20 protein-coding genes are annotated in these 24,850 nt (G+C 41.7%); 12 read left to right on the top strand and 8 right to left on the bottom strand.

Annotated features, from left to right (window positions below):
- Positions 1-86 precede the first annotated feature (86 nt).
- Both K8B83_RS12115 and katG read left to right on the top strand, forming a co-directional pair.
- Complete coding sequence (locus K8B83_RS12115; protein WP_223417295.1) at positions 87-1,499, top strand: TonB-dependent receptor; 1,413 nt, start codon at positions 87-89, stop codon at positions 1,497-1,499.
- A 572-nt stretch (positions 1,500-2,071) separates the two neighbouring features.
- Positions 2,072-4,258 carry a catalase/peroxidase HPI gene (gene katG, locus K8B83_RS12110; protein ID WP_223417294.1) on the top strand — a complete coding sequence of 729 codons (2,187 nt, stop codon included), beginning with the start codon at positions 2,072-2,074 and terminating at the stop codon, positions 4,256-4,258.
- Between the two features lie 76 nt (positions 4,259-4,334).
- Here katG and pgm read toward each other — a convergent pair whose 3' ends face one another.
- Both pgm and seqA read right to left on the bottom strand, forming a co-directional pair.
- The gene (gene pgm, locus K8B83_RS12105; protein ID WP_223417293.1) at positions 4,335-5,978 is read right to left on the bottom strand and encodes a phosphoglucomutase (alpha-D-glucose-1,6-bisphosphate-dependent); all 1,644 of its coding nucleotides are present in this window, start codon (positions 5,976-5,978) and stop codon (positions 4,335-4,337) included.
- Between the two features lie 35 nt (positions 5,979-6,013).
- A complete protein-coding gene (gene seqA, locus K8B83_RS12100) occupies positions 6,014-6,649 on the bottom strand; it encodes a replication initiation negative regulator SeqA (protein WP_188739694.1) in 636 nt (211 codons plus the stop codon).
- A 297-nt stretch (positions 6,650-6,946) separates the two neighbouring features.
- On the opposite strand from seqA, the gene K8B83_RS12095 reads away from it, so the two are divergent.
- The 9 genes from K8B83_RS12095 to K8B83_RS12055 all read left to right on the top strand — a co-directional run bounded on the left by K8B83_RS12095 (position 6,947) and on the right by K8B83_RS12055 (position 14,348).
- Positions 6,947-7,720: an alpha/beta fold hydrolase gene (locus K8B83_RS12095; RefSeq protein WP_223417292.1), complete on the top strand. Its 774-nt coding sequence runs from the start codon at positions 6,947-6,949 to the stop codon at positions 7,718-7,720.
- Between the two features lie 98 nt (positions 7,721-7,818).
- Complete coding sequence (locus K8B83_RS12090; protein ID WP_188739696.1) at positions 7,819-8,040, top strand: DUF2788 domain-containing protein; 222 nt, start codon at positions 7,819-7,821, stop codon at positions 8,038-8,040.
- Positions 8,041-8,047: 7 nt separating this feature from the next.
- Positions 8,048-8,320 carry a LexA regulated protein gene (gene ybfE / locus K8B83_RS12085; protein ID WP_188739697.1) on the top strand — a complete coding sequence of 91 codons (273 nt, stop codon included), beginning with the start codon at positions 8,048-8,050 and terminating at the stop codon, positions 8,318-8,320.
- 51 nt (positions 8,321-8,371) lie between these two features.
- Positions 8,372-8,899 carry a flavodoxin FldA gene (gene fldA / locus K8B83_RS12080; RefSeq protein WP_223417291.1) on the top strand — a complete coding sequence of 176 codons (528 nt, stop codon included), beginning with the start codon at positions 8,372-8,374 and terminating at the stop codon, positions 8,897-8,899.
- Between the two features lie 81 nt (positions 8,900-8,980).
- Positions 8,981-10,168 (top strand): elongation factor P maturation arginine rhamnosyltransferase EarP, encoded by a 1,188-nt coding sequence (gene earP, locus K8B83_RS12075; RefSeq protein ID WP_223417290.1) that lies wholly within the window; start codon positions 8,981-8,983, stop codon positions 10,166-10,168.
- Positions 10,169-10,217: 49 nt separating this feature from the next.
- Positions 10,218-10,778: an elongation factor P gene (gene efp, locus K8B83_RS12070; RefSeq protein WP_188739700.1), complete on the top strand. Its 561-nt coding sequence runs from the start codon at positions 10,218-10,220 to the stop codon at positions 10,776-10,778.
- Between the two features lie 276 nt (positions 10,779-11,054).
- Positions 11,055-12,269 carry a pyridoxal phosphate-dependent aminotransferase gene (locus K8B83_RS12065; protein WP_223417289.1) on the top strand — a complete coding sequence of 405 codons (1,215 nt, stop codon included), beginning with the start codon at positions 11,055-11,057 and terminating at the stop codon, positions 12,267-12,269.
- A 121-nt stretch (positions 12,270-12,390) separates the two neighbouring features.
- Positions 12,391-12,978, top strand: a complete 588-nt coding sequence (gene yfbR / locus K8B83_RS12060; RefSeq protein ID WP_188739702.1) for a 5'-deoxynucleotidase — start codon at positions 12,391-12,393, stop codon at positions 12,976-12,978.
- An 8-nt stretch (positions 12,979-12,986) separates the two neighbouring features.
- Positions 12,987-14,348 carry an anti-phage deoxyguanosine triphosphatase gene (locus tag K8B83_RS12055; RefSeq protein WP_223417288.1) on the top strand — a complete coding sequence of 454 codons (1,362 nt, stop codon included), beginning with the start codon at positions 12,987-12,989 and terminating at the stop codon, positions 14,346-14,348.
- Positions 14,349-14,500: 152 nt separating this feature from the next.
- On the opposite strand, the gene K8B83_RS12050 is transcribed toward K8B83_RS12055, so the two are convergent.
- The 5 genes from K8B83_RS12050 to K8B83_RS12030 all read right to left on the bottom strand — a co-directional run bounded on the left by K8B83_RS12050 (position 14,501) and on the right by K8B83_RS12030 (position 20,683).
- Positions 14,501-15,421 carry a carbohydrate kinase family protein gene (locus K8B83_RS12050; RefSeq protein WP_223417287.1) on the bottom strand — a complete coding sequence of 307 codons (921 nt, stop codon included), beginning with the start codon at positions 15,419-15,421 and terminating at the stop codon, positions 14,501-14,503.
- Positions 15,422-15,426: 5 nt separating this feature from the next.
- Positions 15,427-16,947 carry a mannitol dehydrogenase family protein gene (locus tag K8B83_RS12045; RefSeq protein ID WP_223417286.1) on the bottom strand — a complete coding sequence of 507 codons (1,521 nt, stop codon included), beginning with the start codon at positions 16,945-16,947 and terminating at the stop codon, positions 15,427-15,429.
- Positions 16,948-17,045: 98 nt separating this feature from the next.
- Complete coding sequence (locus tag K8B83_RS12040) at positions 17,046-18,761, bottom strand: purine-cytosine permease family protein (RefSeq protein WP_223417285.1); 1,716 nt, start codon at positions 18,759-18,761, stop codon at positions 17,046-17,048.
- A 266-nt stretch (positions 18,762-19,027) separates the two neighbouring features.
- Positions 19,028-19,990 (bottom strand): sugar-binding transcriptional regulator, encoded by a 963-nt coding sequence (locus K8B83_RS12035; protein ID WP_223417284.1) that lies wholly within the window; start codon positions 19,988-19,990, stop codon positions 19,028-19,030.
- A 21-nt stretch (positions 19,991-20,011) separates the two neighbouring features.
- Entirely contained in the window at positions 20,012-20,683 is a 672-nt protein-coding gene (locus K8B83_RS12030) for an HAD family hydrolase (protein WP_223417283.1), read from the bottom strand.
- A gap of 673 nt (positions 20,684-21,356) precedes the next feature.
- Between K8B83_RS12030 and adhE the strand changes: the two genes are divergently transcribed.
- Complete coding sequence (gene adhE / locus K8B83_RS12025; protein WP_223417282.1) at positions 21,357-23,954, top strand: bifunctional acetaldehyde-CoA/alcohol dehydrogenase; 2,598 nt, start codon at positions 21,357-21,359, stop codon at positions 23,952-23,954.
- A gap of 56 nt (positions 23,955-24,010) precedes the next feature.
- Here adhE and K8B83_RS12020 read toward each other — a convergent pair whose 3' ends face one another.
- Positions 24,011-24,703 carry an aspartate/glutamate racemase family protein gene (locus tag K8B83_RS12020; protein WP_223417281.1) on the bottom strand — a complete coding sequence of 231 codons (693 nt, stop codon included), beginning with the start codon at positions 24,701-24,703 and terminating at the stop codon, positions 24,011-24,013.
- Between the last annotated feature and the right edge of the window lie 147 nt (positions 24,704-24,850).

Here is a 24,850-nt window from a genome sequence, read left to right as displayed (position 1 = left end):
TTCAGTCTAACACTGACAGTCATTGACTGTTGATATAACATTGTCAGCAAAATTGAAAAGCTAGACGCAAATCGGTTGGAGATAATATGGATAAGCAAGTCAGTTCCCGAGGCACCAAAGAAAAAGCTTTACGCCTAAATTTAGACGACAAAAAGTACGGTACTATTGTTGAAATTGGTGCGGGCCAGGAAGTAGCGCGTAACTTCTTTGTCGCTGGCGCGGCGGCGGGCACAATCGCTAAAACCATGTCTGCTTACGATATGAAGTTCTCAGATGCCATTTATGGCGTTCAAGAAGATGGCCGCTATGTCAGCAAGGCACGCGTGCTTGCAATGATGGAGCAAGAGTTTGATTTAGTGGTTGATCGTGTCGGTTCTGTACGTTCTAAATCATCTCGCTACTTTACCTATGCAGCTACCGTGGCAGCAAAAAGCTTTAATCGTAAAAACGAATGTCATGCTTGGTGTGGTGTACGGATCCAAATGTATCCTGGCGCTGAGCCCTCAAATATCATAGTGCACGTGCGTATGTTTGACGACAGTGCAGAAGCGCAGCAACAGGCTCTTGGCATTTTAGGAGTCAACCTGATTTATGCCAGCTACTATTATTTTGAAGATCCAAAGAAAATCATCGACTCGTTAACCGATAACATGAAAGCCAATCGTATTGAGATTGATTGTATCGATTTTCAGGGTCCCTATTTCGAAGATGTAGACAATCAAGCCAAGAACATCCACCTTATTCGTAGCTGGAAAACCCGGGCGATTATGTTTAAAGCCGATGGCAGTGTGGCCATACCTGCAGATATGCTCTACAAAAAAAACGTATTGACCATCCGCGGTTCATTTAAGCCCGTCACAAAACTCAATGTCGACATGATTGAGCAAGGCCTTAAAGCGTTTACTCTGCTTGACGGTGTCAATAACAAAAATACTGTACTCATTGCCGAAATCTCATTAAATGATTTACACGGTAAAGACGCCAATATGTCTGAAAAAGACATCATGGAACGTGTAAAGCTGCTTAACACACTTGGTTATAACGTGATGATATCGGACTATACCCGATACTTTTCACTGCGAGCCTACTTTAGACAATACACCCAATTACAAATTGGTATTGTGGTTGGAATGGTTAACATTAAGCAAATTTTTGATGAAGAATATTACCGCGGCATGGAAGGCGGTATTCTTGAAGCATTTGGTAAACTCTTCCCAGACAATACCCGCTTATTCGTTTATCCAGAAATGAATGAAAAAGGTGAAGTTAACGACTTAACCACGGTGAGCGTGCCCAATAATTTGCGTTATCTATTCCGCCATTTACTCGATAATGGCTTCATCACCAGCATAGAAAACAGCAACCCTGAATTATTCAGTATTTATTCACGTGAAATTTTACAACAAATTTGCCGTGGACAAGACGAATGGAAAGAGGTGGTACCAGAAGCAGTCGCAAACGCCATTACTGAATTAAAGTTATTTGGCTGTCGCGGTTAATCATAACGCCTCCATAACAACGCGCAATCATAGGATGGCAATGTCAGCCACCCTATGATTGGCATGTTTATCGCTTGCGGTTTCTGCCCACATTCGTTGACAAACCTTTACCCAGCATAAAATCATTTAATGATGTAGATCATACTTTTCAATTAAATAATTCTTTAATCTTTTCAATTAAAAATTGTTCTATTATTAAGCGCTCACCGTTCTGAGCATTCATTAAAAAACCAACATACTTTTACGCCGATAATCGAGTCTAATTAACTTAATAAGTATTGCTATGCTAATTCGACAAAGTATCAGTGTAAACGACAAGTTGGATATGATTTTGAATCTAAGGTTTTGAAAATATGTACACGTAGCAGACAACCTCAGAGTCGTACATTCACCGAATATCGAGAGCGGAGGTTGATCAATTAGGCCTATAAACTTGAACGAACTCTGTATTAGTAAAATCGATTAGACAGATTCATAAAAGTCGCTTTAATAGCCAAATTGAGTCAGTTAGTCTTGAGAGATAGTCAATGGTGCTTAACGTATAAACTCGTACTGTGATAAAGGAAAATCTCATGGAAAAAGCAAAACACCCCCAGGGTAAATGTCCGGTAAACCACGGCGGTAACACCGCTGTAGCTAACGATGTGATGGAATGGTGGCCTAACGCACTTAACCTCGATATTCTTCATCAACACGACAGCAAAACCGATCCAATGGATCCTAATTTTAACTATCGTGAAGCCTTTAAATCTTTAGACCTTGCCGCTGTAAAAAAAGATCTCACCGCACTAATGACAGACAGCCAAGACTGGTGGCCAGCAGACTGGGGCCACTATGGTGGTTTGATGATCCGTATGGCCTGGCACTCAGCAGGTACCTACCGTATTGCCGATGGTCGCGGTGGTGCTGGCACAGGTAACCAACGTTTTGCTCCACTTAACAGCTGGCCAGATAACGGCAACTTAGATAAAGCTCGTCGCCTTTTATGGCCAATCAAGAAAAAATATGGCAACAAACTCTCTTGGGCTGATCTGATGATTTTGGCTGGTAACGTAGCCTATGAATCGATGGGCTTAAAAACCTTTGGCTTTGCTGGTGGTCGCGCTGACATTTGGCATCCAGAAAAAGACATCTATTGGGGTTCAGAAAAACAATGGCTAGCACCAAGTGGATCTGAAAACAGCCGTTATTCTGGTGAGCGCGATCTCGAGAACCCACTTGCTGCAGTCATGATGGGCTTAATATATGTGAACCCTGAAGGGGTTGACGGTAACCCAGATCCACTGAAAACCGCACACGACATTCGCATTACCTTCGCGCGTATGGCAATGAATGATGAAGAAACCGTTGCCCTTACCGCAGGTGGTCACACAGTAGGTAAAGCCCATGGTAACGGCCGAGCTGAGAACTTAGGCCCAGATCCAGAAGGTGCGGATATTGAAGAGCAAGGCCTAGGTTGGATCAACAAAAAAAGCCGAGGAATTGGCCGCGATACCGTCACCAGTGGTATTGAAGGCGCCTGGACCACAAACCCTACACAATGGGATAACGGTTATTTTGAGTTATTACTTAACTACGATTGGGAACTCACCAAAAGCCCTGCTGGCGCATGGCAATGGAAGGCTGTCGATCTTAAAGAAGAGCACAAGCCTGCAGACGTTGAAGACCCGTCAATTAAAGTCGAACCTATGATGACCGACGCCGACATGGCAATGAAAATGGATCCTCAATACCGCAAGATTTCAGAACGATTTTATAAAGATCCAGCCTACTTCTCTGACGTATTTGCTCGCGCCTGGTTTAAGCTAACTCACCGTGATTTGGGCCCTAAAGCTCGTTACCTAGGCCCAGATGTGCCAGCAGAAGAGTTAATTTGGCAAGATCCTATTCCAAAAGTGGATTACACCTTAACTGAACAAGAAATCAGTGACTTAAAAGCAAACATCTTAGCCACAGGGTTAAGCGTTGCTGAGCTAGTGGCGACCGCATGGGACAGCGCGCGTACTTTCCGAGGTTCTGATTACCGTGGTGGCGCAAATGGTGCTCGCATTCGTTTAGCACCACAAAAAGACTGGCAAGGTAATGAACCGGCAAGATTACAAAAAGTGCTTGCAGCACTTGCTAGCGTTCAAGCTGGGTTCAGCAAATCAGTGAGCATGGCAGATCTTATTGTACTGGGCGGCAGTGCAGCTGTTGAACAAGCAGCAAGAGATGCTGGTGTTAATATCACTGTCCCGTTTGCACCTGGTCGTGGTGATGCCACCCAAGAGCAAACCGATGTTGAGTCATTTGAAGTGTTAGAACCACTACACGATGCTTATCGTAACTGGCAAAAGAAAGACTATGTTGTGCAGCCAGAAGAGATGATGCTAGACCGCACCCAATTAATGGGCTTAACCGCACATGAAATGACAGTACTTGTTGGCGGCATGCGTGTATTGGGCACTAATTACGACAACACACAGCACGGTGTATTTACCGACAATGTGGGGGTGTTATCAAATGACTTTTTCGTCAATTTAACTGACATGGCTTACAGCTGGAAACCTGTCGGCACCAACCTGTACAACATTGTTGAACGTGGTACCAATAAAGTGAAGTGGACTGCGACTCGTGTTGACTTAGTGTTTGGTTCAAACTCTATTTTACGCTCGTACGCTGAAGTTTATGCCCAAGACGATGCAAAAGAGAAGTTTGTAAACGACTTTGTTAACGCATGGACCAAAGTGATGAATGCCGATCGATTCGATCTTGCATAACCTTCTTTGTTAGGCAAAAAAAGCACTGAGTATTCAGTGCTTTTTTATTTACGCGTTAAAATTACTGTGAGTCAAACTAACCTTTTAAAGCCGAATCAATCATGATTTGCGCTTGAGCAATAATCTCATCAAGATGCTGCTGGCTTATAAAGCTTTCAGCGTAGATTTTAAATAACGCTTCAGTGCCAGATGGGCGAGCAGCAAACCAGCCATTGGCAGTGGTCACTTTAATCCCACCAATAGCCGCATTGTTACCCGGCGCATGGCTTAAAATGGCTGTAATAGCTTCACCGGCAAGCTCGGTCTCAGTAAAGCTTTGAGCGTTGAGCAATTCAAACTTGGCTTTTTTCTTCAGGCTAATTGGGCTGTCGATACGGGTATAAAAACTCTCACCAAACTCTTCAGTTAACTCTTTATAACGCTGCGCTGGCGTTTTACCGGTCACCGCTAAAATCTCAGCGGCTAATAGCGCTAAAATAAAGCCATCTTTATCAGTACACCAGGTGCTGCCATCACGTTTTAAAAACGCCGCGCCGGCACTTTCTTCACCGCCAAAAGCAATGGTGCTTTGGGCTAAACCATCAACAAACCATTTAAAACCCACTGGTACTTCTAAGCACTGACGACCTAGTGCATGACACACCCGGTCAATCATCGCACTTGACACTAACGTTTTACCTACTGCTAACGACTGATTCCAGTCAGGGCGATGTGTCATCAAGTAATCAATGGCCACAGCTAAATAATGGTTAGGGTTCATTAACCCAAAGCCTGGGCACACAATACCATGACGGTCATAATCAGGGTCGTTACCAACACATAAATCGTAGTTTTCGCTGTGAGCAAGAAGCCCTGCCATGGCATAAGGCGATGAGCAATCCATACGGATTTTGCCGTCTTTGTCCAGCGGCATAAACCCAAAAGTTGGGTCTACTTTGTCATTAACAAGCGTTATATCAAGACCATATTGGGCGGCAATTTGTTCCCAATAATAAATACCAGAACCACCTAACGGATCGACACCTATACGAATATTGGCTTTATTAATTGCTTCCATGTCAATAACTTGAGCCAGAGACTCAACATAAGGGGCAATAAAGTCAACCTCATCAATCCAACCCGATTTAACCGCCACGCCATAATTGACTTTCTTAACGCCAGATAATTGCTCGGCTAGGTATCGATTAGCTTTAGCTTCAATAATTTTAGTGATCTCACCTTCAGCCGGTCCACCATGAGGTGGATTGTACTTAATGCCGCCATCTTGTGGTGGGTTGTGCGATGGAGTGATAATCAAACCATCCACTAAACCCGATGGCTTAGCCGCATTTGCACGAACAATGGCTTGAGAAACAACTGGTGTCGGGGTAAATCCATCATCTTGTTGGATTAACATTTTTACCTGGTTAGCCGTTAAGACTTCAACCACAGACATAAATGCCGCATAAGACAAGGCGTGGGTGTCAAAACCCACTATCATGGGGCCGGTAATATTCGCACTTTGACGATAGTCAACAACGGCCTGTGTTATCGCCCAAATGTGATTTTGATTAAAGCTTGTGTTAAATGCACTGCCACGATGGCCAGATGTACCAAATGTCACTTTTTGTTGCACGTCTTCCACATTCGGAATAATACGATAATAGTGACTCATCAATTTAGGAATATTCACTAAATCCGTTTGTAAAGCTTGCTGTCCTGCACGTTGATGAATGGCCACAAGTGGTCTCCTTGAGTTAGTTAACAAAGATTAAATTAAATGTATTGCGCAATGATACGAGCTTTTTCACTGTCACACCCCAAATGCACCAACACCTCAGTTAATATGGTTTGCTTTTTCGCAGTATTATTATTAGTTGTCACCCAAAAACCGCTGGCACCAATTTCTTTCGGGTTCGATGACTGGCTTGAATCCAATAACGCTTGTTTTGAACGGGCAAAATACAAACGCCCTTTACCTTGAATATCAAGAACCTTATTAAACTCAGTCGCGCTGGCGGCTTGTAAATTGCCTAATAAAAACATAAACCGCCCCACCGCGCCCTTTTGCTGAGCCAATAAATGCTCATTCACGATAGACTTAAAATCAATCACGACGGTATTGTCTTCTGACTCTGTTTTTGTATCTGGCGAGGCTTGATCTGCAATGACTTTTTCAACGGCCGCTTTTGCTTGGTTAAATAACTGACTGCGTTGACTCTGAGCGTCTGATACTGGCTTTGGCTCAGTTTCAAGGCTAGGCTCACTAATGGCATCGGGTAAATCAACAACAACGGTTTCCACTGATAAATGTAATAAACGACGTAAAATATCTGAAGCACTCTCACCAATACGTTCCGTTTTACTGGCAATATAACGATAAAGTTCTTCATCAATTTCAATGTATTTCATCAGAGTCATCCTTATTCTTTTATCTGTATTAGGTTTAACGTTACCAAACAACTAACGCCAAACGAGCGATCGCCGATCAAATTAACGTATCGGGATCAAAATATAGCTTCAGTGTATGCCAAGCATAACCTACTAATAAAGTGACAAAATCATTTAATCGTTCATATTCATTAAAAATTATTGGTACACGTTTAAATTTACAGCAACATTGGCTTAAACAAGCATCAAAACTTGATTTGCTTAACTCATTACCGCAAAATTCTGCCCCATTCATTGTTGTAACGAGTTTATCGCATTATGCATTATGTTTCTGACGGTCACGGCGAACCGGTGCTGCTTATTCATGGTTTATTTGGCAATCTGGATAACTTAAAAAACTTAGGTAGTGTGTTAATTCACAATCATCAAGTTATCCGTGTCGATGTGCCTAATCACGGTTTAAGTGAACACTGGGACGATATGGATTACCCAACACTGGCTAATGCAATGGTTCAGTTATTAGATCAATTAAACCTAACTGCTACACATGTGGTTGGTCACTCAATGGGCGGAAAAATCGCCATGGCAATGGCATTGTTACATCCCACACGAGTAAAAAGTCTAGTCGTTGCAGATATTGCCCCTGTGGCTTATGAGCCACGCCATCAAACTGTATTTGCAGGGCTAACCAGCCTAGTCTTTGACGAAAATACCAGCCGTAAATCGGCATTAACCCATTTAGTGTCTTCTGGCATAGATGAAGGTACCGCACAGTTTTTACTTAAAAACCTACAACGAACCGAGTCTGGCTTTGAATGGAAAATGAACCTTGATGGTCTAATTAACGCCTATGAACGTATTATTGGTTGGGATTTGCCAATCAGTGCTGATGTACATTTTAACAAGCCAACGCTATTTATACGCGGCGGGGACTCAAACTATGTTACGGCAGAACACCGGGATGAAATTGTTCGCCAATTTCCACAGGTCACCGCAAAAACCCTAAATGGCACAGGCCATTGGCTACATGCACAAAAGCCTGAAATGTTTAATCGTATCGTTGCTGAGTTTATTGAACAAAACCAAGGGTAAATTTAATAATTTACTTTATTGCGCATACCCAATTCTGACACGATGTGATATATTCGCGCCCTCTTTTCGCCAGACATGATAAAAGCGAAGGTAGAAGTATGTTAAATCAGTACATGGATCAAATTGAAGCCGTTGGGTTAAACTTGTTTTTTGCTGCGATATTCTTCTTTATCGGTATGGCAATCCATGATGTGCTCAAGCAAGGTAATGTCCCTAAATTTGGTCGATATATTGTTTGGGCAGTGCTATTTCTCGGCTGCGCCGGGTTTATTGCAAAAGGTATTATACAGATGACCTGGGAAGGCTCTGGGATCGGTTAAAAATACAATGGCAAAAGAAACAACAGATAGAACGACTATTGACCTTTTTGCCACAGAAACACGCCGAGGGCGTCCGAGAAGTAACCCACTGTCTCGGGAACAGCAATTAAAGATCAATAAGCGAAACCAAATTCAGCGTGATCGCGCTAACGGTTTAAAGCGAATAGAGTTAAAAGTGTCACAAGATTTATATGATGCCTTGAACCAACAAGCTTTGAACAGTAACATCAGTCGTAGCCAGTTAATCGAATTTATTCTGCAACAGCAACTCGACAACTGAGACGTTTTTCGAACATCGCACAACGCGAACTAGATATTTAAAGGATAGACAATGGCAACTGTAGGTCTTTTTTTCGGTAGCGACACAGGTAACACCGAAGCTGTAGCCAAAATGATCCAGAAAAAACTGGGTAAAAGCATGATCGATGTTAAAGACATCGCTAAGAGCACCAAAGAGCAAATCGCTGAATACGACTTGCTTATGTTTGGTATCCCGACCTGGTATTACGGCGAAGCACAGTGCGATTGGGATGATTTTTTCCCAGAACTTGAGCAAATCGACTTTACCGACAAGTTAGTGGCGATTTTTGGTTGTGGTGACCAAGAAGACTATGCAGAATACTTCTTGGATGCAATGGGCATGGTCCGCGACATCGTTGAAGCCCGTGGTGGTATCATCATTGGTCACTGGCCAACGGAAGGTTACGACTTTGAAGCCTCTAAAGGTATGGTCGACGATAAGCACTTTGTCGGTTTAGGGATCGACGAAGACCGCCAGCCAGAATTAACAGAAGAACGTGTTGATGCATGGGTTAAGCAAATTTACGACGAAATGTGTTTAGCTGAATTGGCCGACTAAATCCTGGCCGACTCTGTCAACAAAAAGCGGCTTATAGCCGCTTTTTTAGTATAAACATCTACCCTGACGATCAATCTAGTTATGCCTACAATAAAGCCCAACCCCACAGCTAAGCACTGGGACATCTTTTGCACCGTGGTCGACAACTATGGCGACATCGGCGTAACGTGGCGTTTAGCGAAACAACTGGCAGCAGAATACCTTTTACCCGTTAATTTATGGGTCGATGATCTACACAGTTTTTCGCATATCTTACCGACATTAAACCCAAGCCTGCCACAGCAAACCTTTAACGGTGTGAATATATTTCAATGGAATAACCCACTGGATACAAGCTACAACGCTGGCCAAGTCGTCATAGAGGCGTTTGCCTGTGAATTACCCGAACAGGTAAAAACCGTTATTGAGCAATTACATCAATGCCCACAAAGCCAAACACCTCATTGGATAAACTTAGAATATTTAAGCGCCGAAGAGTGGGTTGAAGGCTGTCATGGTTTACCGTCAACGCAAATGAATGGCATAAAAAAGTGGTTTTATTTCCCAGGATTTACCCATAACACGGGCGGATTGATTTGCGAAAAACATATTCTTAATGATCGCATTCAATGGCAAGCAAATCCTAACAATAAGATGGCATTATTTGCCGACCTCGGTTTACATGGAATTAAAGTTAATGACTCTGTTATCAGTGTATTTAGCTACGAAACCGAAGCGCTTCCTGCCCTCATTCACCATTGGCAAACATCTGCCACCGCCATACATGCACTTGTCCCAAAAGGCCGCAGTTTAACCAGCTTGGCGTCCGTGCTCAATTGTGACACACAAAATTTGATACCCGGTCAACAATTCTCTATTGGCAATCTCACGGTTCATATCTTACCTATGACCGACCAAATTGGCTTTGATCGCTTGTTATGGAGCGCTGATTTTAATATTGTACGCGGTGAAGATTCATTTTTACGAGCACAATGGGCTGCAAAACCATTTATTTGGCACATTTATCCGCAAGAAGATGATTATCATCTGGTAAAATTAGAAGCTTTTATGAAGATTTACTGCGATAATCTGCCGGCAGAAATCGCGACCCCTTGGCGTGAGGTGAATTTGGCCTTCAATCAAGGCGATCAAAATGCCATAGTGAGTTATTGGCAACAATTAAATTCTGTTATTTTGCCGTTACAGCAACATGCCATTAATTGGCCAAATAACGCATTAAATGATGCAGATCTTGCGAGTCGACTAGTTCAATTCGTTAAAAATAGCTAAGATACTGCTCTGTAAATATAAAAAGTCCATATATATAGGAAATAGTACAATGAAAACTGCTCATGAAATCCGTCCTGGTAACGTGATCATGTTAGATGGCAGCCCATGGGTTGTTCAAAAAACTGAAACAACTCGTTCTGGCCGTAACGCTGCAATCGTTAAGTTAAAATTAAAAAACTTATTGCTCGATTCTGGCACTGAACAAACCTTCAAAGGTGAAGACAAGTTAGACGATATCATTTTAGAACGTCTAGATTGTACGTATTCTTACTTTGCTGATCCTATGTATGTATTTATGGATGAAGAATACAACCAATACGACGTTGAAGCTGACAACCTAGGTGATGCAGCAGCATTCATCGTTGATGGTATGGAAGATCAATGCCAAGTGACATTCTACAACGGCAAAGCCATTTCTGTAGAATTACCAGTGCACATCGTACGTGAAGTTATCTACACTGAGCCATCTGCTCGTGGCGATACGTCAGGTAAAGTAATGAAGCCAGCGACTATCACTGGTGGTGGTACTGTTACTGTTGCAGACTTCGTTAAAGTGGGCGACAAAATTGAAATTGACACTCGCACTGGCGAGTTCAAAAAGCGCGTTTAATCGCCTGTTAATTTGAGTTTAAGCAGAAATAGCAATAACTCAAGTAAACACCCCAAAAGCCAGCATACGTGCTGGCTTTTTTGCACCCAAACAACATTAAAAATCTAAAAACAACAAACTCCACAGCATAAAACACTAAAGCAAAGGCTTAAGTAGCCCACAAAACAGCATTAATCACTAATATTATTATTCAATTTGTACATTTGCCTCTTCCACAATATCAATAAATTCGTTATGGTTCGCTAACTTAAGCCGTAATTAGTTATCGAGAGAAGTATGCGCCCCATAATCAAATCCAATAAACTTGACTCTGTTTGCTACGACATCAGAGGACCTGTTCACAAAGAGGCCCGTCGTTTAGAAGACGAAGGTCACCGTATTTTAAAATTAAACATCGGTAACCCAGCCCCATTTGGATTTGAAGCCCCAGAAGAAATCGTGCGAGACGTGATTTTAAACCTGCCCAGCGCCCAAGGTTATTGCGAATCTAAAGGGTTATTTTCTGCCCGCAAAGCCATTGTGCAACATTACCAAGCACAAGGTATATTTGGGGTAGATATTGAAGATATCTATATTGGTAACGGTGTCTCTGAGCTAATTGTGATGGCCATGCAAGGGTTACTCAATACCGACGATGAAGTGCTCATCCCCTCGCCTGACTATCCATTGTGGACAGCGGCAGCGAATTTAGCCGGTGGCAAAGCCGTGCACTATCGTTGCGACGAAGAAGCAGATTGGTTTCCAGATTTAGACGATATAAAAAGTAAAATCAGCAGCCGCACTCGAGCCATAGTATTAATTAACCCAAACAACCCAACTGGCGCAGTATATAGTGAAGAGTTGCTGTTACAGGTTATTGAACTTTGCCGCCAGCACGACCTCATATTATTTGCTGATGAAATTTACGATAAAATTTTATATGACGAGGCAAAGCACATTCCTGCCGCGCGTTTGTCTGACGATATTTTAACCATCACCTTTAATGGTTTATCTAAAGCATATCGCGCCGCGGGTTTTCGCGTGGGTTGGATGATGTTATCGGGAAATTTAAAGGCAGCCAAGAGCTACATTGAAGGCCTAGAAATGCTTGCCTCTATGCGCTTATGTGCCAACGTACCCAATCAACATGCAATACAAACGGCTTTAGGCGGCTATCAATCAATTAACGAATTAATTCTGCCTAATGGTCGGTTAACCGTACAGCGAGATGCCGTGTACGAATTGCTTAATCAAATTCCTGGCGTGAGCTGCAAAAAGCCAAAAGGCGCCTTATATGCCTTCCCAAAATTAGACATGAAAAAGTTTAATTTGCGCGATGATGAACGCCTAGTGTTAGATTTGCTTAAAACAAAGAAAATTTTGCTAGTACAAGGCACTGCGTTTAATTGGCCAGAGCCCGATCATTTACGTGTTGTATTTTTACCGCATAAAGAAGATTTGGCCAAAGCACTACACGAGTTTGGTGACTTTTTAGAAGATTACCGCCAGTAAATGGGTTGATTTTCAACATAACTTAAAGATAAGCGACTGAACAGTCGCTTTTTTTTATCCTAAAGCTCAGGTAAGCTGACAAAACAGAAACTACAGTTGATTGAGCGCAGTAAGGAGTCTCATGAGCCATTTATTTGCCCATTTAGCCCGGATGAAGTTAATTCAACGTTGGCCATTAATGTATAACGTTCGCCGTGAAAACGTTCAGGAGCATTCATTACAAGTGGCCATGGTCGCCCATGCATTAGTGATTATCAGTAATAAGAAGTTTGCAACCCACTTAGACGCAAACAAAGCCGCAACCATTGCGATTTATCATGATGCCAGTGAAATTCTAACAGGCGATTTACCGACGCCGGTGAAGTACTTTAATAAAGAAATTGAAGCGGAATATAAAAAGATAGAAGCCATTGCAGAGCAACGTATGTTAGAAATGGTGCCCGATGAATTTAAAGACGATTATCGCAGCTTATTTATTAGCGAACAGGCCGACCCACAATATAAAGCCATTGTTAAAGCCGCCGACACCCTGTGCGCCTATTTAAAATGTTTAGAAGAACAAAAAGCCGGAAACAGTGAATTTAACAGTGCCCGTAAACGTTTAGAACACATGCTAGATGAAAACCCTAACCCAGCAGTACGATATTTTAGAGACTGTTTTATCCCAAGCTTTACCCTCAATTTAGACGAAATTAATCAAATGCTGTAAGGAGCCCTATGTCCGACACCACAACACAGCAAGACAATGTATGGCACCAGCGCCTGTTAGGTGAAGACAAGCAACGCCGTAATGATCATCGAAGCCCTTTTCAACGCGATCGCGCTCGCATACTGCACTCAGCTGCATTTAGACGTTTACAAGCCAAAACCCAGGTACTCGGTGTTGGTATGAATGATTTTTATCGCACACGGTTAACGCATTCGCTAGAAGTGTCTCAAATCGGTACAGGCATTACCGCCCAATTACGCCGTAAATACCCTCAGTTAAAACCCTTACTCAACTCAATGAGTTTAATCGAATCAATCTGTTTAGCTCACGATATAGGTCACCCGCCATTTGGACACGGCGGTGAAGTTGCACTGAATTATATGATGCGCCATCACGGCGGATTTGAAGGCAACGGCCAAACCTTCAGGATTTTGTCGAGACTAGAACCTTACACGCCATCCTGGGGCATGAACCTCACAAGACGAACCTTGCTTGGGATCATGAAATACCCGGCAATGCATTCACAACTGTATATAGATCTCAACAAACCCGACATTGCAAACCATAGGCAATTAAAGCCCTCTGATTGGCCGCCCGTAAAAGGGTTATTTGACGATGACCAACCGATTATTGATTGGGTATTATCTGCTCTGAGCGACGACGACCGGCAATTGTTTATTAGCAGCGAGCAAAGCACAGTTAACACCCATTACCCTCACCTTAAAACGCGCTTTAAATCATTAGACTGCTCAATTATGGAGCTGGCAGATGATATTGCCTATGCAGTACACGATCTCGAAGACGCCATCGTCATGGGCATTGTTAACCAAAGGCAATGGCAAAGCGATGTCGTAGAGCCACTTTGCAATATAAATGATGAGTGGCTTAAATCAGAAATTGCCAAGATTGGCGAAAAGCTGTTTTCTCACGAGCATCACCTTCGAAAAGATGCCATTGGCACCCTGGTAAATGGCTTTGTTACTGCCATAAATATCAATACCCATGAGCTCTTTGAAGCCGAGTTACTCAAATATAATGCAGAATTACAAACCGATTTTGCCCTAACGCTTCATGTACTCAAACAACTGGTGTTTAAATACGTCATTCGTAAGCCTGAAATTCAAATGATCGAATATAAAGGCCAGCAAATTGTAATGGAGTTATTTGAAGCTTTTGCCTCAGATCCTGAACGTTTATTACCCGTTAATACGCGCGAGCGATGGTTAACGGCAACCTCAGAGCAAACCAACCCTATGCGAGTAATTGCAGATTATATATCAGGCATGACAGATGAGTTTGCAGGCAGGTTACATCAACAGTTGTTTGGTTCTAAAAGTGCAGGGATTTTAGAGTTAAACAACGAGCACTAATGGTGGTTAGAAAAGAAAAAAGCGCTTAGTTATCTCAACTAAGCGCTACTGGGTTAAATAAAGGGGAACTAACCCAAACGACACACGACACTTCACTTTTACATACAACAATTGTTTACATAAAACGGTTTACTGCCTTATCCATTAACCCCTTATTGTGGCTGCATAAATGCATTAATTTGTTCAAGCGTTAACACAGGTGTTGCACCAGCAGACTGAGCAACCATCGCACCAACAGCGCAAGCAAAATCGATGGCAAACTGTGGATTATTGTCAGTGCATAATTGATACAATAACGATCCTAAAAAAGAATCGCCTGCACCAACCGTATCAACCACTTTGACTAAGTAGCCAGAGTTGTAAAACTTTTGGCCATTAACACTTAACAAAGCACCATGACTGCCTTTTGTCACACACAAATACTGAGTTTGTGTTTGCGCAGCAATAAAATCTAAATTTTGTTCTAAAGAATTAAACGGTGACCCCATTGCTTTAGCTATCTCGTATAACTCATCATCGTTTAATTTGATAAAATCAGCTTTATTCATCAACTTAACTATACTGTCGATGTCATAGTGTGGCGCACGAAGGTTAACGTCAAACACACTAAAATTAGCGCATTCCACTAAAGCAGCTAACGTTGCAAAAGAGACAGGGCTTCGGCCGATTAAACTACCAAACACAAATACATCAGCCTGTTTTACCTGGCTAATCACACTGTCTGTTAACTCAATATTATCCCAGGCAGTGTCGGCAACAATTTCATATGATGCAGATCCATTTTTATCTAATGTTACTTGTACTGTACTGGTACTTTTATGCGGATCAATGGCAATACAATCACGATTGACGCCACGCTCATCAATAAAGGCCAACAACTCTTGCCCAAGCGCATCATCACCAACAGCACTAATCATGGCGCCTTTAATGCCTAACGCATTGAGCCTAACACACACATTTAGTGGTGCCCCGCCAACGCGCTTACCGTCAGGAAAGCAATCCCACAACACTTCACCAAAACAACTGATGTTAATATCAGCCTTGGCTTTATGATTAATTAATATGCTATTCATATGGCTTAACCTTTTGCTTGTAATCTTGCTTGCATAATCGTTTTTATATCACTGCCAGGTGCATACAATGTAGCAATGGCTTGGCGGTAATCCTTACAGAAATTAGCCTGATTATTTAACTCACCAAATAAGTCGGTTATCTGTAAAAACGCCAAAGGATCTTGCTCGGTTTTACTTGCATAATCGTGTAATTGAGCAGCCATTTGGTCGTTAATATCAAGTTTATTACCTTGCTGATCCACACGCTTGTCACTGTATAAACACCACGCTGCAATAACTAAAGTCGCTAAAGAAGTATCTCGGCCCTGTGCGATGTTTTCATTAATTGAAGCAATAAGAAACTTAGGTAATTTTGCTGAGCTTTCTAAACAAATACGCGCCAAACTGTCTTTAATGTTTGGATTAGCAAAACGCTCAATTAAGGTGTCTTTGTACTGAGTTAAATCAATACCGTCTAGTTGGTCTAATAATGGTGTGACTTCATCATCCATAAATTTGCGTAAATACGCTGCAAATAACGGATCGGTCACCGACTCATCAATAGTAGCAAACCCATTGATAGAACCAAGCAAGCCTAAAACAGAATGGCCAGCATTGAGTAAACGAATTTTCATTTTCTCAAAAGGGGTAACATCGCTAACAAATTGAGCACCAACAGTATCTAACGCAGGGCGGCCATCACTAAAGTTATCTTCAATAACCCATTGAGTAAAGGCTTCACACGTAATTGGCCATTCATCATTAACATTATATGCATTGGCCACATATTCAATATCTGCTTTGGTTGTTAATGGGGTAATACGGTCAACCATCGCATTTGGAAACGCCACATTTGCAGCAATCCATTGGCCAAGTTCTGCATCAATTTTACTCACAAATGCTAATAGCATTTTACGGGTCATGTCACCGTTGTGCTGAATATTGTCGCAAGACTGAATAGTAAAAGGTTTCATGCCCAAGGCTTTACGCTGTATTAATGCAGCAGTGATATAACCAAAGGCAGTGATTGGATCTTGTAAATTAGCCATATCATGGATAATTTCTGGGTTAGTAAAATCAAACTCACCTGTTGCAGGGTTAAAGTTGTAACCACCTTCGGTAATCGTGAGAGACACAATTTTGGTGTCAGGATTAACCAATTTATCAATGACCTGCTTTTTGTTTTCTGGTGCAAATAAAAAGTCGATCATTGAACCAATCACTTGATGATCGATCTGCCCATTTGGGTGTCGAACAGTAAGGCTATACAAGTAATCTTGTTTTACCAATACGTCACGTAAACCGCGGTTTGCTTCTAATAAGCCAACACCACAAATCGCCCACGATTCTGAGCCTGGCTTTTTTAGCAGCTCATTGACATACATCGCTTGATGAGCGCGATGAAAACCACCCACACCAATATGCACAATACCGGCAGTGAGTGAACTGCGGTCATAATTAGGCACATCAACATCGGCAGGTAAAGTTGGTAACGATTGTTGATTTAGCGTGTTCAGTTTAACGTTTGATTGTTGAGTGTGCTGCATGTTCATGCCCCGTAAAATATAATTATCTATTTCGTGTTATTAACATAACACGCCTGACCCAAAGCAATTTATTCACGCTTTGGGTCGTTCAATACTCTTTATGAATTTAAATTTTTATGACGTTTCAATGCAAAATACGAGCAACTAAAATAAATAACAGTACATGCAAAACTGACTGATTCAAATAGTGATTTATTCTCTGCATAAATATCCATGCTAGGACTATAAAACATCACATTAACAGCCAACCCGGCAATAATAGCTAAAGAAACAAATGCAAAACCATTTAATAACTTAGTCAATTTGCTCGTGTCATCGATTGTTTCTTTATCATCTTTGGCCATTGCATCTTGATATTCAGCAATTTGTTGCTGCTCTTTTTCATCAGCTAAAATAGCATCGGTATAGTCTAAATCAGCGCCATAATTTTTCGCTAACACGGTATAAACAATAATGGTGAATATCCATGTTGGAATAAATAAGTAATAAAACGAAATAATATCTAAACTATTTAAACCAAAACCAAATATTAATGCTAACGCCCACGTTGCAATAGCAGGTGTACTTTTAGAGAGGTTTTGATATTTAGCCCAATAACGAGTTAACCCAATTTTAGGAAATAACACGTGCTCAGCAAATACAATACCGCCTACTGGCACAACTAATAAACCTGCATAAGTTAAGAGTGGCAGCATTTGGGTAAACACAAATGGGAAGCAGGCAATCACAACTGTCACTAGCCCTACAACAGCGGTCGTGCGTTCACGTGATTGATTAACAAAGATTGACTGAGCGGCTAAACCGGCACGATAAAGGTTAGCATTTGCAGTGGTCCAACCCGCAATAATGATAATAACAAAACCAGAAAAGCCCAATGCATGATATGCCACATCACCTGGATCAAGTTGCGTAATGGTGGTTTTTAAAAGCACAGCAGTACCTGCACCCATAATACCTGCAGAGATCCAAGCTAGGTAATGGCCAAAAAACATGCCCACACCAGAAAATAAACCATAACTTTTACGCTTAGCAAAGCGGAAAATGGCCATGTCAATTAAACCAAAGTGAGTAATCGAGTTAGCTGCCCAAGCAAAGCCAATGACTTCTAATAAGCCTATGCCCTTTTCACCTTTGTCATTAACCCCAGTCCAAATCGAGCTGTCGCCAATGGTCATAAAGTCTTGCCAACTCGTTAGCGTGGTTGAGCCGATAACATGGTTTGACAACTCAGGAAACAAACTGAAAGAACCTGCAATGAATATGACAAATAGCCAAGGAGCACATATTTTAGAAAAGTCAGCTACGGTTGAGAATCCGTACATGGCTACCACAACCACAATTGAGCCAACGGCCAATACGATCATGACAAACCACAAACTACTCGGATACCAATTTAACTGTGCAGGGATATCAAACAAGAAACGAACCGCGGTTGACGACACTGTAATCATTGCGGCAGAAATGACCGCAAAGATAATCACGTTAGCCCAGTTATAGAGCTTAGTCATCGAATCGCCAGCAATTTTATTTAAATAATTGTACAAACTTAATCGTGTTTCTACGGCAATAGGTGCCGTTAATAACCACCAAGAGCACATGGCTAATAGATTACCAATTAATAACCCCAGAAGAATATCAATTGTCGATGCACCTAAGGCAACAAAGGTCGCACCAATAACAAATTCAGTTGCAGCAACATGCTCCCCAGCATATAAACCCGCAAAGTGTTTCCACCCGTGCAGTTTATTTTTAGCAACGGGAAGCTGCTCTTCATTCATTTGATGAAATGAAGAATCCTGGTGACTTGTAGTCATTATTTTTATATTCCTAATTTTTCGAGGTAAAATGAACCCTCACCCCAGACAGGTGATAAATTAACATTACCTTTATTTACTTATTATTTCTGTTGAGTTGAAATAATAACCCCATTTACTTTCGCTTTACTTACCGCTTTTATTAAACTCATAATTACCTGGGGTTTAATCCCTAGACAATTATGAGCCAATTCTAATTTTTATTGTATTCTGTTAATCAAATCACTTTTAGTGCTAGCAACTTAACTCATGACTTGTCAATATTGTTACTTTAACCTTGCCAGTATTTGCTCAGCTGTATATTCGTTTGTAATTAATGAATTAATTAACCCACCATGCAAAGCACCTAAAATGGCATCCACTTTATTTTTGCCCGCGGCAATACCATAAACGGGTTTGTTTGCATTTATCTTAAGTGGTGAACTCATGACCAATTGATTAATAGGATGTTCTAATAATCGCCCTTGTTGATCATATACCCAGCTAATAATTTCACCGGCAGCTTTCACACTCACTAATTCAGTTAATTGGTTTTGATCGATAAATCCATCAAGCATCAGTGGCGATTGGCCACTCATTTGGCCAACCCCAACAAATGTGGCATCAGCTTGCTCAATTAACGATAAAATACTTTTTACCGGTCTGAGCTCATGCAATAAGGTTTTTTCTTCCACTGAGTTAGCAATCACAGGCAAAGGCATTGGGTAATGTTTAGCCTGTACCCTGTTGGCCATGCTGACCACAATATCAAATGCCGAAGCAGAACCGTCAGACATCATGTTACCAAGCAAAGACACAATCTTGTGTTGCGGGCATTGCATGGAAGGCAGCTCATCAATACAGGCTTTAAGCGCCCTACCCGTACCAAATGCCAATGTTCTGGGTTGTTCTGACTTTAAATAGCGTTCTACAACTGCCGCACTCATTTGCGCTAAACCATGTACCGAACTGTCATCAATCGGGTCACTTGGCACAATTTCACATTCAATTAACGAAAAACGCCGTTTAAGCTCTTCGCCTAACTCCATGCACTTAGCAATGGGGTGATCTAACCGAACTTTAATTAACCCTTCACTTACTGCTAATGCAACTAACCTTTGCGCAGACTGCCTCGACACTTCGAGTTTTTGCGCTATTTCATCTTGAGTATTTTTAGCTACGTAATACAACCAAGCCGCTCTTGCTGCGTCTTCTAACCGCGCTAATTCTGAATTTGATTTACTGTCCATGATAGTCCTATTGATTCAGTATTAACGCATGATGCTTGGCATTAAGCGTGTTAAATCGTTCCAATCAGTTAACGCAGGCACCTGTGGGTAAGCCGTTGCAACTGGATGATTATGATAACTAATGTGGCCGCCACCAATATAATGAATAACGGGCATATTTGCAGCAATCGCGGCTGTTACGCCAAAATAGCTATCTTCAATCACTAAACAATGTTCTGGTGCCACCCCCATCCTGTTGGCGGCATGTAAAAATAAATCCGGAGCAGGTTTTCCTCTACTCACATCGCTAGCAGTAAACACCTTATCGGCAAACACATCGGTTAGCCCAACAACCGACAACGCTTTTGTTGTGCGTGGTAAACTGCTGCTTGTGGCAATACAGCACGGTACTTTAAGTGCTGCTAATACCTCTTTAATGCCTTGCGTTACGGTTAAGTCGCGTTCGAAGGCTTGTAAAAGTTGCTCGCGATATTGAGCCTCAAAATCTACTGGTATCGAAATCGACAATAAACTGTTAATTTTTGCCGCTACAGTTGCAAACTGGCATCCTAAAAAATGTTGTTGCACAAACGCCATGTCAATTTGTGCGCCCAATAAGGCCAATTTATCAATTAATACATTGGCGCTAATGACTTCACTATCAATCACGACACCATCGCAATCAAAAATAACCAATTGTGGGTTTGTATCCATAAACCAGCCTTAATCAATAAAATATCAAGCGGCTATATTACAATGATTTTGGTTTAAAACCCCAATGCTAAGTGCATAGCTCACATCGCTTAACGAGTGATTTTTTACTATCCAATGATGCACAAACAAACAGATTGAGCATTTGCCCTCGCACTGAGCATATTCCCTCTTCTGTAAATTGATGTCAATCACATTTATTACATTAAATAAGCAAAACATGCTTTAGCCGTTGCTTATTTAGTTTTAAAGCTAATAAAATGTTATTTAAATTCAATAAAATAATAATTTTTAGTTTTTTTTATTGATATAAAACACCCTAGTCAGAATGAGCAAAAATCACTCTATTTGAATTACAGAACAATGTCATAACACGCTATTTTCGACAAACATTGCAGCCAAACACTGATTCAATAAGTGATACTTGCCTATTTTACATGCTCAAAATAACAACGCTTTAAATATGCTTTAGCGTGAAAGTTAACCAAACTTTTCAAAATTACGCCACGCCAAAGCGAATTACAGTGTGTTAACCCATAAAAACCATGTAATAAAATTACGTAAATTAGCTTTTTGCGGTCAACATCACAGCACATTTACCTTATAAACTGTAATTTTTATTAACAAAGAATATTTTACAAAAACGATTTGTTGAATATTTTTAGAGGAAATCAACATGACAGTAACTAACACTCAAGAACTTGATCTATTAGTTGAACGTGTAGCCAAAGCACAAGCTCAGTTTGCTAATTTTAGCCAAGAGCAAGTCGATGTAATTTTTAGAGCCGCAGCCTTAGCTGCAGCAGATGCGCGCATTTCACTTGCAAAAATGGCCGCAACTGAAACCGGCATGGGCGTGCTTGAAGACAAAGTCATTAAAAACCACTTTGCGTCTGAATACATATATAACAAGTATAAAGATGAGAAAACCTGCGGTATTTTGTCTGAAGATTTAACCTTTGGCACCATTACAATCGCTGAGCCCGTAGGGATAATTTGTGGAATTGTGCCAACAACCAACCCAACTTCTACCGCCATTTTTAAAGCATTAATCAGCTTAAAAACCCGTAACGGTATTATCTTTTCGCCGCACCCACGGGCTAAAAACTCGACCACAACCGCAGCCAGAATCGTACTCGAAGCCGCGATTGCAGCGGGTGCACCAAAAGACATTATTGGCTGGATAGACCAACCTAGTGTGGCATTGTCTAACCAATTAATGACACACGACAAAATCAATTTGATTTTAGCCACTGGTGGCCCAGGCATGGTAAAAGCCGCCTACTCTTCTGGTAAGCCAGCTATTGGTGTTGGCGCGGGTAATACTCCAATTGTGATTGATGAAACCGCAGACATTAAACGTGCGGTGAGCTCAATTTTAATGTCAAAAACCTTCGACAACGGTGTGGTGTGTGCGTCAGAGCAAGCGGTGATTATTGTCGACAGCATCTATAAGCAAGTAAAAGAACGTTTTGCTCAGTATGGCGGTTACATTTTGTCAAAAGCTGAAACCGCTGCTATGCAAAATGTCATCCTTAAAAAGGGCGCACTCAATGCCGACATCGTAGGCCAAAGTGCTGTAACGATTGCTGCTATGGCAGGTATCACTGTCCCCAGCCACACCAAAGTATTGATTGGCGAAGTGACCGACATTAACGACGCTGAAGCCTTCGCCCATGAAAAGCTCTCACCATTACTTGGCATGTACAAGGCCAAAGACTTTAATGAGGCCATGGATAAAGCTGAAGCCCTTGTTACCCTTGGCGGCATTGGCCATACCTCTGGTTTATATACAGATCAAGACACTCAAGAAGCGCGCATCAAAGCCTTTGGTTTTAGAATGAAAACCGCACGAATTTTAATTAACACTCCAGCTTCACAAGGCGGTATTGGCGACTTATACAATTTCAAGTTAGCGCCATCATTAACCTTAGGTTGCGGCTCTTGGGGCGGTAATTCTATTTCAGAAAACGTTGGCCCAAGTCACTTAATTAACAAAAAAATGGTCGCTAAGAGGGCTGAAAACATGTTGTGGCACAAGCTTCCATCATCAATCTACTTCCGCCGTGGCAGTTTACCGATTGCCCTTGAAGAGTTAAGCGACAAAAAACGTGCATTAATCATTACCGACAAATTCTTGTTCAATAATGGTTATTGCAACGAAACCTTAAAGATTTTAAAAGCACAAGGGCTAGAAACTGAAGTCTTTTATGAGGTAGAAGCCGACCCAACTTTAGCCATTGTTCGTCAAGGCGCAGCGGTTGCACAAAGCTTCCAGCCAGATGTGATTATTGCATTAGGTGGCGGCTCACCCATGGATGCGGCAAAAATCATTTGGGTAATGTATGAACATCCAGATGTCGATTTTGCCGATTTAGCCCTACGCTTTATGGATATTCGTAAGCGTATCTACAAGTTTCCAAAAATGGGCCGTAAAGCCAAAATGGTGGCGATACCAACCACATCAGGCACAGGCTCAGAGGTCACTCCTTTTGCGGTAGTAACCGATGAAACAACAGGCATGAAATACCCTATTGCCGATTACGAGTTAACCCCAAGCATGGCGATTGTTGACCCTAACCTTGTGATGGATATGCCTAAATCGTTAACAGCCTTTGGCGGTATTGATGCGGTAACCCATGCATTAGAAGCCTATGTCAGTGTGATGGCAAACGAATACAGTGATGGCCAGGCACTACAGGCATTAGATTTATTGGTAAAATACTTACCCGATGCTTATGAGTTAGGTGCAAAAGCACCAGTCGCTCGTGAAAAAGTCCATAACGGCGCCACCATTGCTGGTATTGCCTTTGCCAATGCATTTTTAGGTATTTGTCACTCAATGGCACACAAATTAGGAGCGGAGTTTCACTTAGCACACGGTCTTGCCAATGCATTGTTAATCTCTAACGTTATTCGTTTTAATGCGACAGACATGCCAACCAAACAAGCCGCGTTTAGTCAATACGATCGACCTAAAGCATTATGTCGTTATGCCGCCATTAGTGAACACTTAAAGTTAGGTGGTAAAACAGACGAGCAAAAAGTGGAAAAACTGATTGAGAAAATCGAAGAGCTTAAAAAGCTCATTGGGATCCCTGCTTCGATTCAAGAAGCCGGTGTTAATGAAGCAGACTTTATCGCCAAGTTAGATGAATTAGCAGAAGATGCATTTGACGACCAATGTACTGGTGCAAACCCTCGTTACCCACTCATTAGCGAGATTAAACAAGTGCTATTAGACAGCTTCTATGGCCGTGCATATAAAGACTAGTATTATTTAAACGCTAATATACAACGCCTTAAGCGCCACCACGCTTAAGGCGTTTTTTATGTTAACGCCATCAATACCGCGCTGTCAGCATGAATTTGAGTGGTGTCAAATAACGGTACATGAGTATGTTGCTGCTGCACTAGCAAGGCAATTTCGGTACAACCTAAAATCACTGCTTGCGCGCCTTGAGCAAAGAGTTTATCGATAATGGCTAAGTAAGCCAGCCTTGATTGCGGGTTAATCTTTCCTAAACATAACTCTTGATATATCACATCATGAATTTGCGTTTGGTCTTCTATATTGGGCACTATCACTTCAATGGGATAGTTGTCGCTGATCCTGCGTTTATAGAAGTCTTGCTCCATGGTAAATCGAGTACCTAACAAACCGACTTTAGTGATGCCATCAGCAAGCAGAGCATTAGCGGTCGCATCGGCAATATGCAAAATCGGTATTGAGATTTGCGCCTGGATCTCATCTGCCACTTTGTGCATGGTATTGGTACAAATCAGCACAAAATCAGCACCACCGGCTTCAACCGCTATAGCTGCATCAGCTAATATCTTGGCGGTTTCATCCCATAACCCTTGATGTTGTAGAGCTTCAATTTCAGCAAAATCGACGCTGTACAAACATATCTTTGCTGAGTGTAAGCCACCTAACGCAGCCTTAACCCCTTGGTTAATCGCCTGATAATAGCTTTGTGTCGACTCCCAACTCATGCCGCCAATCATACCAATGGTTTTCATGCTTATTCCTGTGACATAAATTTATGAAGATTAACTGATTTTACCCATGTTGATATTTATATAAAGGCTTATAGACCCAAAAAATTTTTACCTAAGGCCTCCCCCCACTAACGGCGTAACGCTTCACCCACTCAACACTTTCAAACT

Origin of the sequence: Shewanella inventionis, from assembly GCF_019931735.1 — a bacterium.
Lineage (GTDB): Bacteria > Pseudomonadota > Gammaproteobacteria > Enterobacterales > Shewanellaceae > Shewanella > Shewanella inventionis.
This window is presented reverse-complemented; position numbering and strand designations above follow the sequence as displayed.

Excerpts from the sequence above, each read along its gene's own strand:
- K8B83_RS12115 (WP_223417295.1), top strand. The coding sequence starts at position 87 with ATGGATAAGCAAGTCAGTTCCCGAGGCACCAAAGAAAAAGCTTTACGC.
- katG (WP_223417294.1), top strand. The coding sequence starts at position 2,072 with ATGGAAAAAGCAAAACACCCCCAGGGTAAATGTCCGGTAAACCACGGC.
- seqA (WP_188739694.1), bottom strand. The coding sequence starts at position 6,649 with ATGAAATACATTGAAATTGATGAAGAACTTTATCGTTATATTGCCAGT.
- K8B83_RS12095 (WP_223417292.1), top strand. The coding sequence starts at position 6,947 with ATGCATTATGTTTCTGACGGTCACGGCGAACCGGTGCTGCTTATTCAT.
- K8B83_RS12090 (WP_188739696.1), top strand. The coding sequence starts at position 7,819 with ATGTTAAATCAGTACATGGATCAAATTGAAGCCGTTGGGTTAAACTTG.
- ybfE (WP_188739697.1), top strand. The coding sequence starts at position 8,048 with ATGGCAAAAGAAACAACAGATAGAACGACTATTGACCTTTTTGCCACA.
- fldA (WP_223417291.1), top strand. The coding sequence starts at position 8,372 with ATGGCAACTGTAGGTCTTTTTTTCGGTAGCGACACAGGTAACACCGAA.
- earP (WP_223417290.1), top strand. The coding sequence starts at position 8,981 with ATGCCTACAATAAAGCCCAACCCCACAGCTAAGCACTGGGACATCTTT.
- efp (WP_188739700.1), top strand. The coding sequence starts at position 10,218 with ATGAAAACTGCTCATGAAATCCGTCCTGGTAACGTGATCATGTTAGAT.
- K8B83_RS12065 (WP_223417289.1), top strand. The coding sequence starts at position 11,055 with ATGCGCCCCATAATCAAATCCAATAAACTTGACTCTGTTTGCTACGAC.
- yfbR (WP_188739702.1), top strand. The coding sequence starts at position 12,391 with ATGAGCCATTTATTTGCCCATTTAGCCCGGATGAAGTTAATTCAACGT.
- K8B83_RS12055 (WP_223417288.1), top strand. The coding sequence starts at position 12,987 with ATGTCCGACACCACAACACAGCAAGACAATGTATGGCACCAGCGCCTG.
- K8B83_RS12050 (WP_223417287.1), bottom strand. The coding sequence starts at position 15,421 with ATGAATAGCATATTAATTAATCATAAAGCCAAGGCTGATATTAACATC.
- K8B83_RS12045 (WP_223417286.1), bottom strand. The coding sequence starts at position 16,947 with ATGCAGCACACTCAACAATCAAACGTTAAACTGAACACGCTAAATCAA.
- K8B83_RS12040 (WP_223417285.1), bottom strand. The coding sequence starts at position 18,761 with ATGACTACAAGTCACCAGGATTCTTCATTTCATCAAATGAATGAAGAG.
- K8B83_RS12035 (WP_223417284.1), bottom strand. The coding sequence starts at position 19,990 with ATGGACAGTAAATCAAATTCAGAATTAGCGCGGTTAGAAGACGCAGCA.
- K8B83_RS12030 (WP_223417283.1), bottom strand. The coding sequence starts at position 20,683 with ATGGATACAAACCCACAATTGGTTATTTTTGATTGCGATGGTGTCGTG.
- adhE (WP_223417282.1), top strand. The coding sequence starts at position 21,357 with ATGACAGTAACTAACACTCAAGAACTTGATCTATTAGTTGAACGTGTA.
- K8B83_RS12020 (WP_223417281.1), bottom strand. The coding sequence starts at position 24,703 with ATGAAAACCATTGGTATGATTGGCGGCATGAGTTGGGAGTCGACACAA.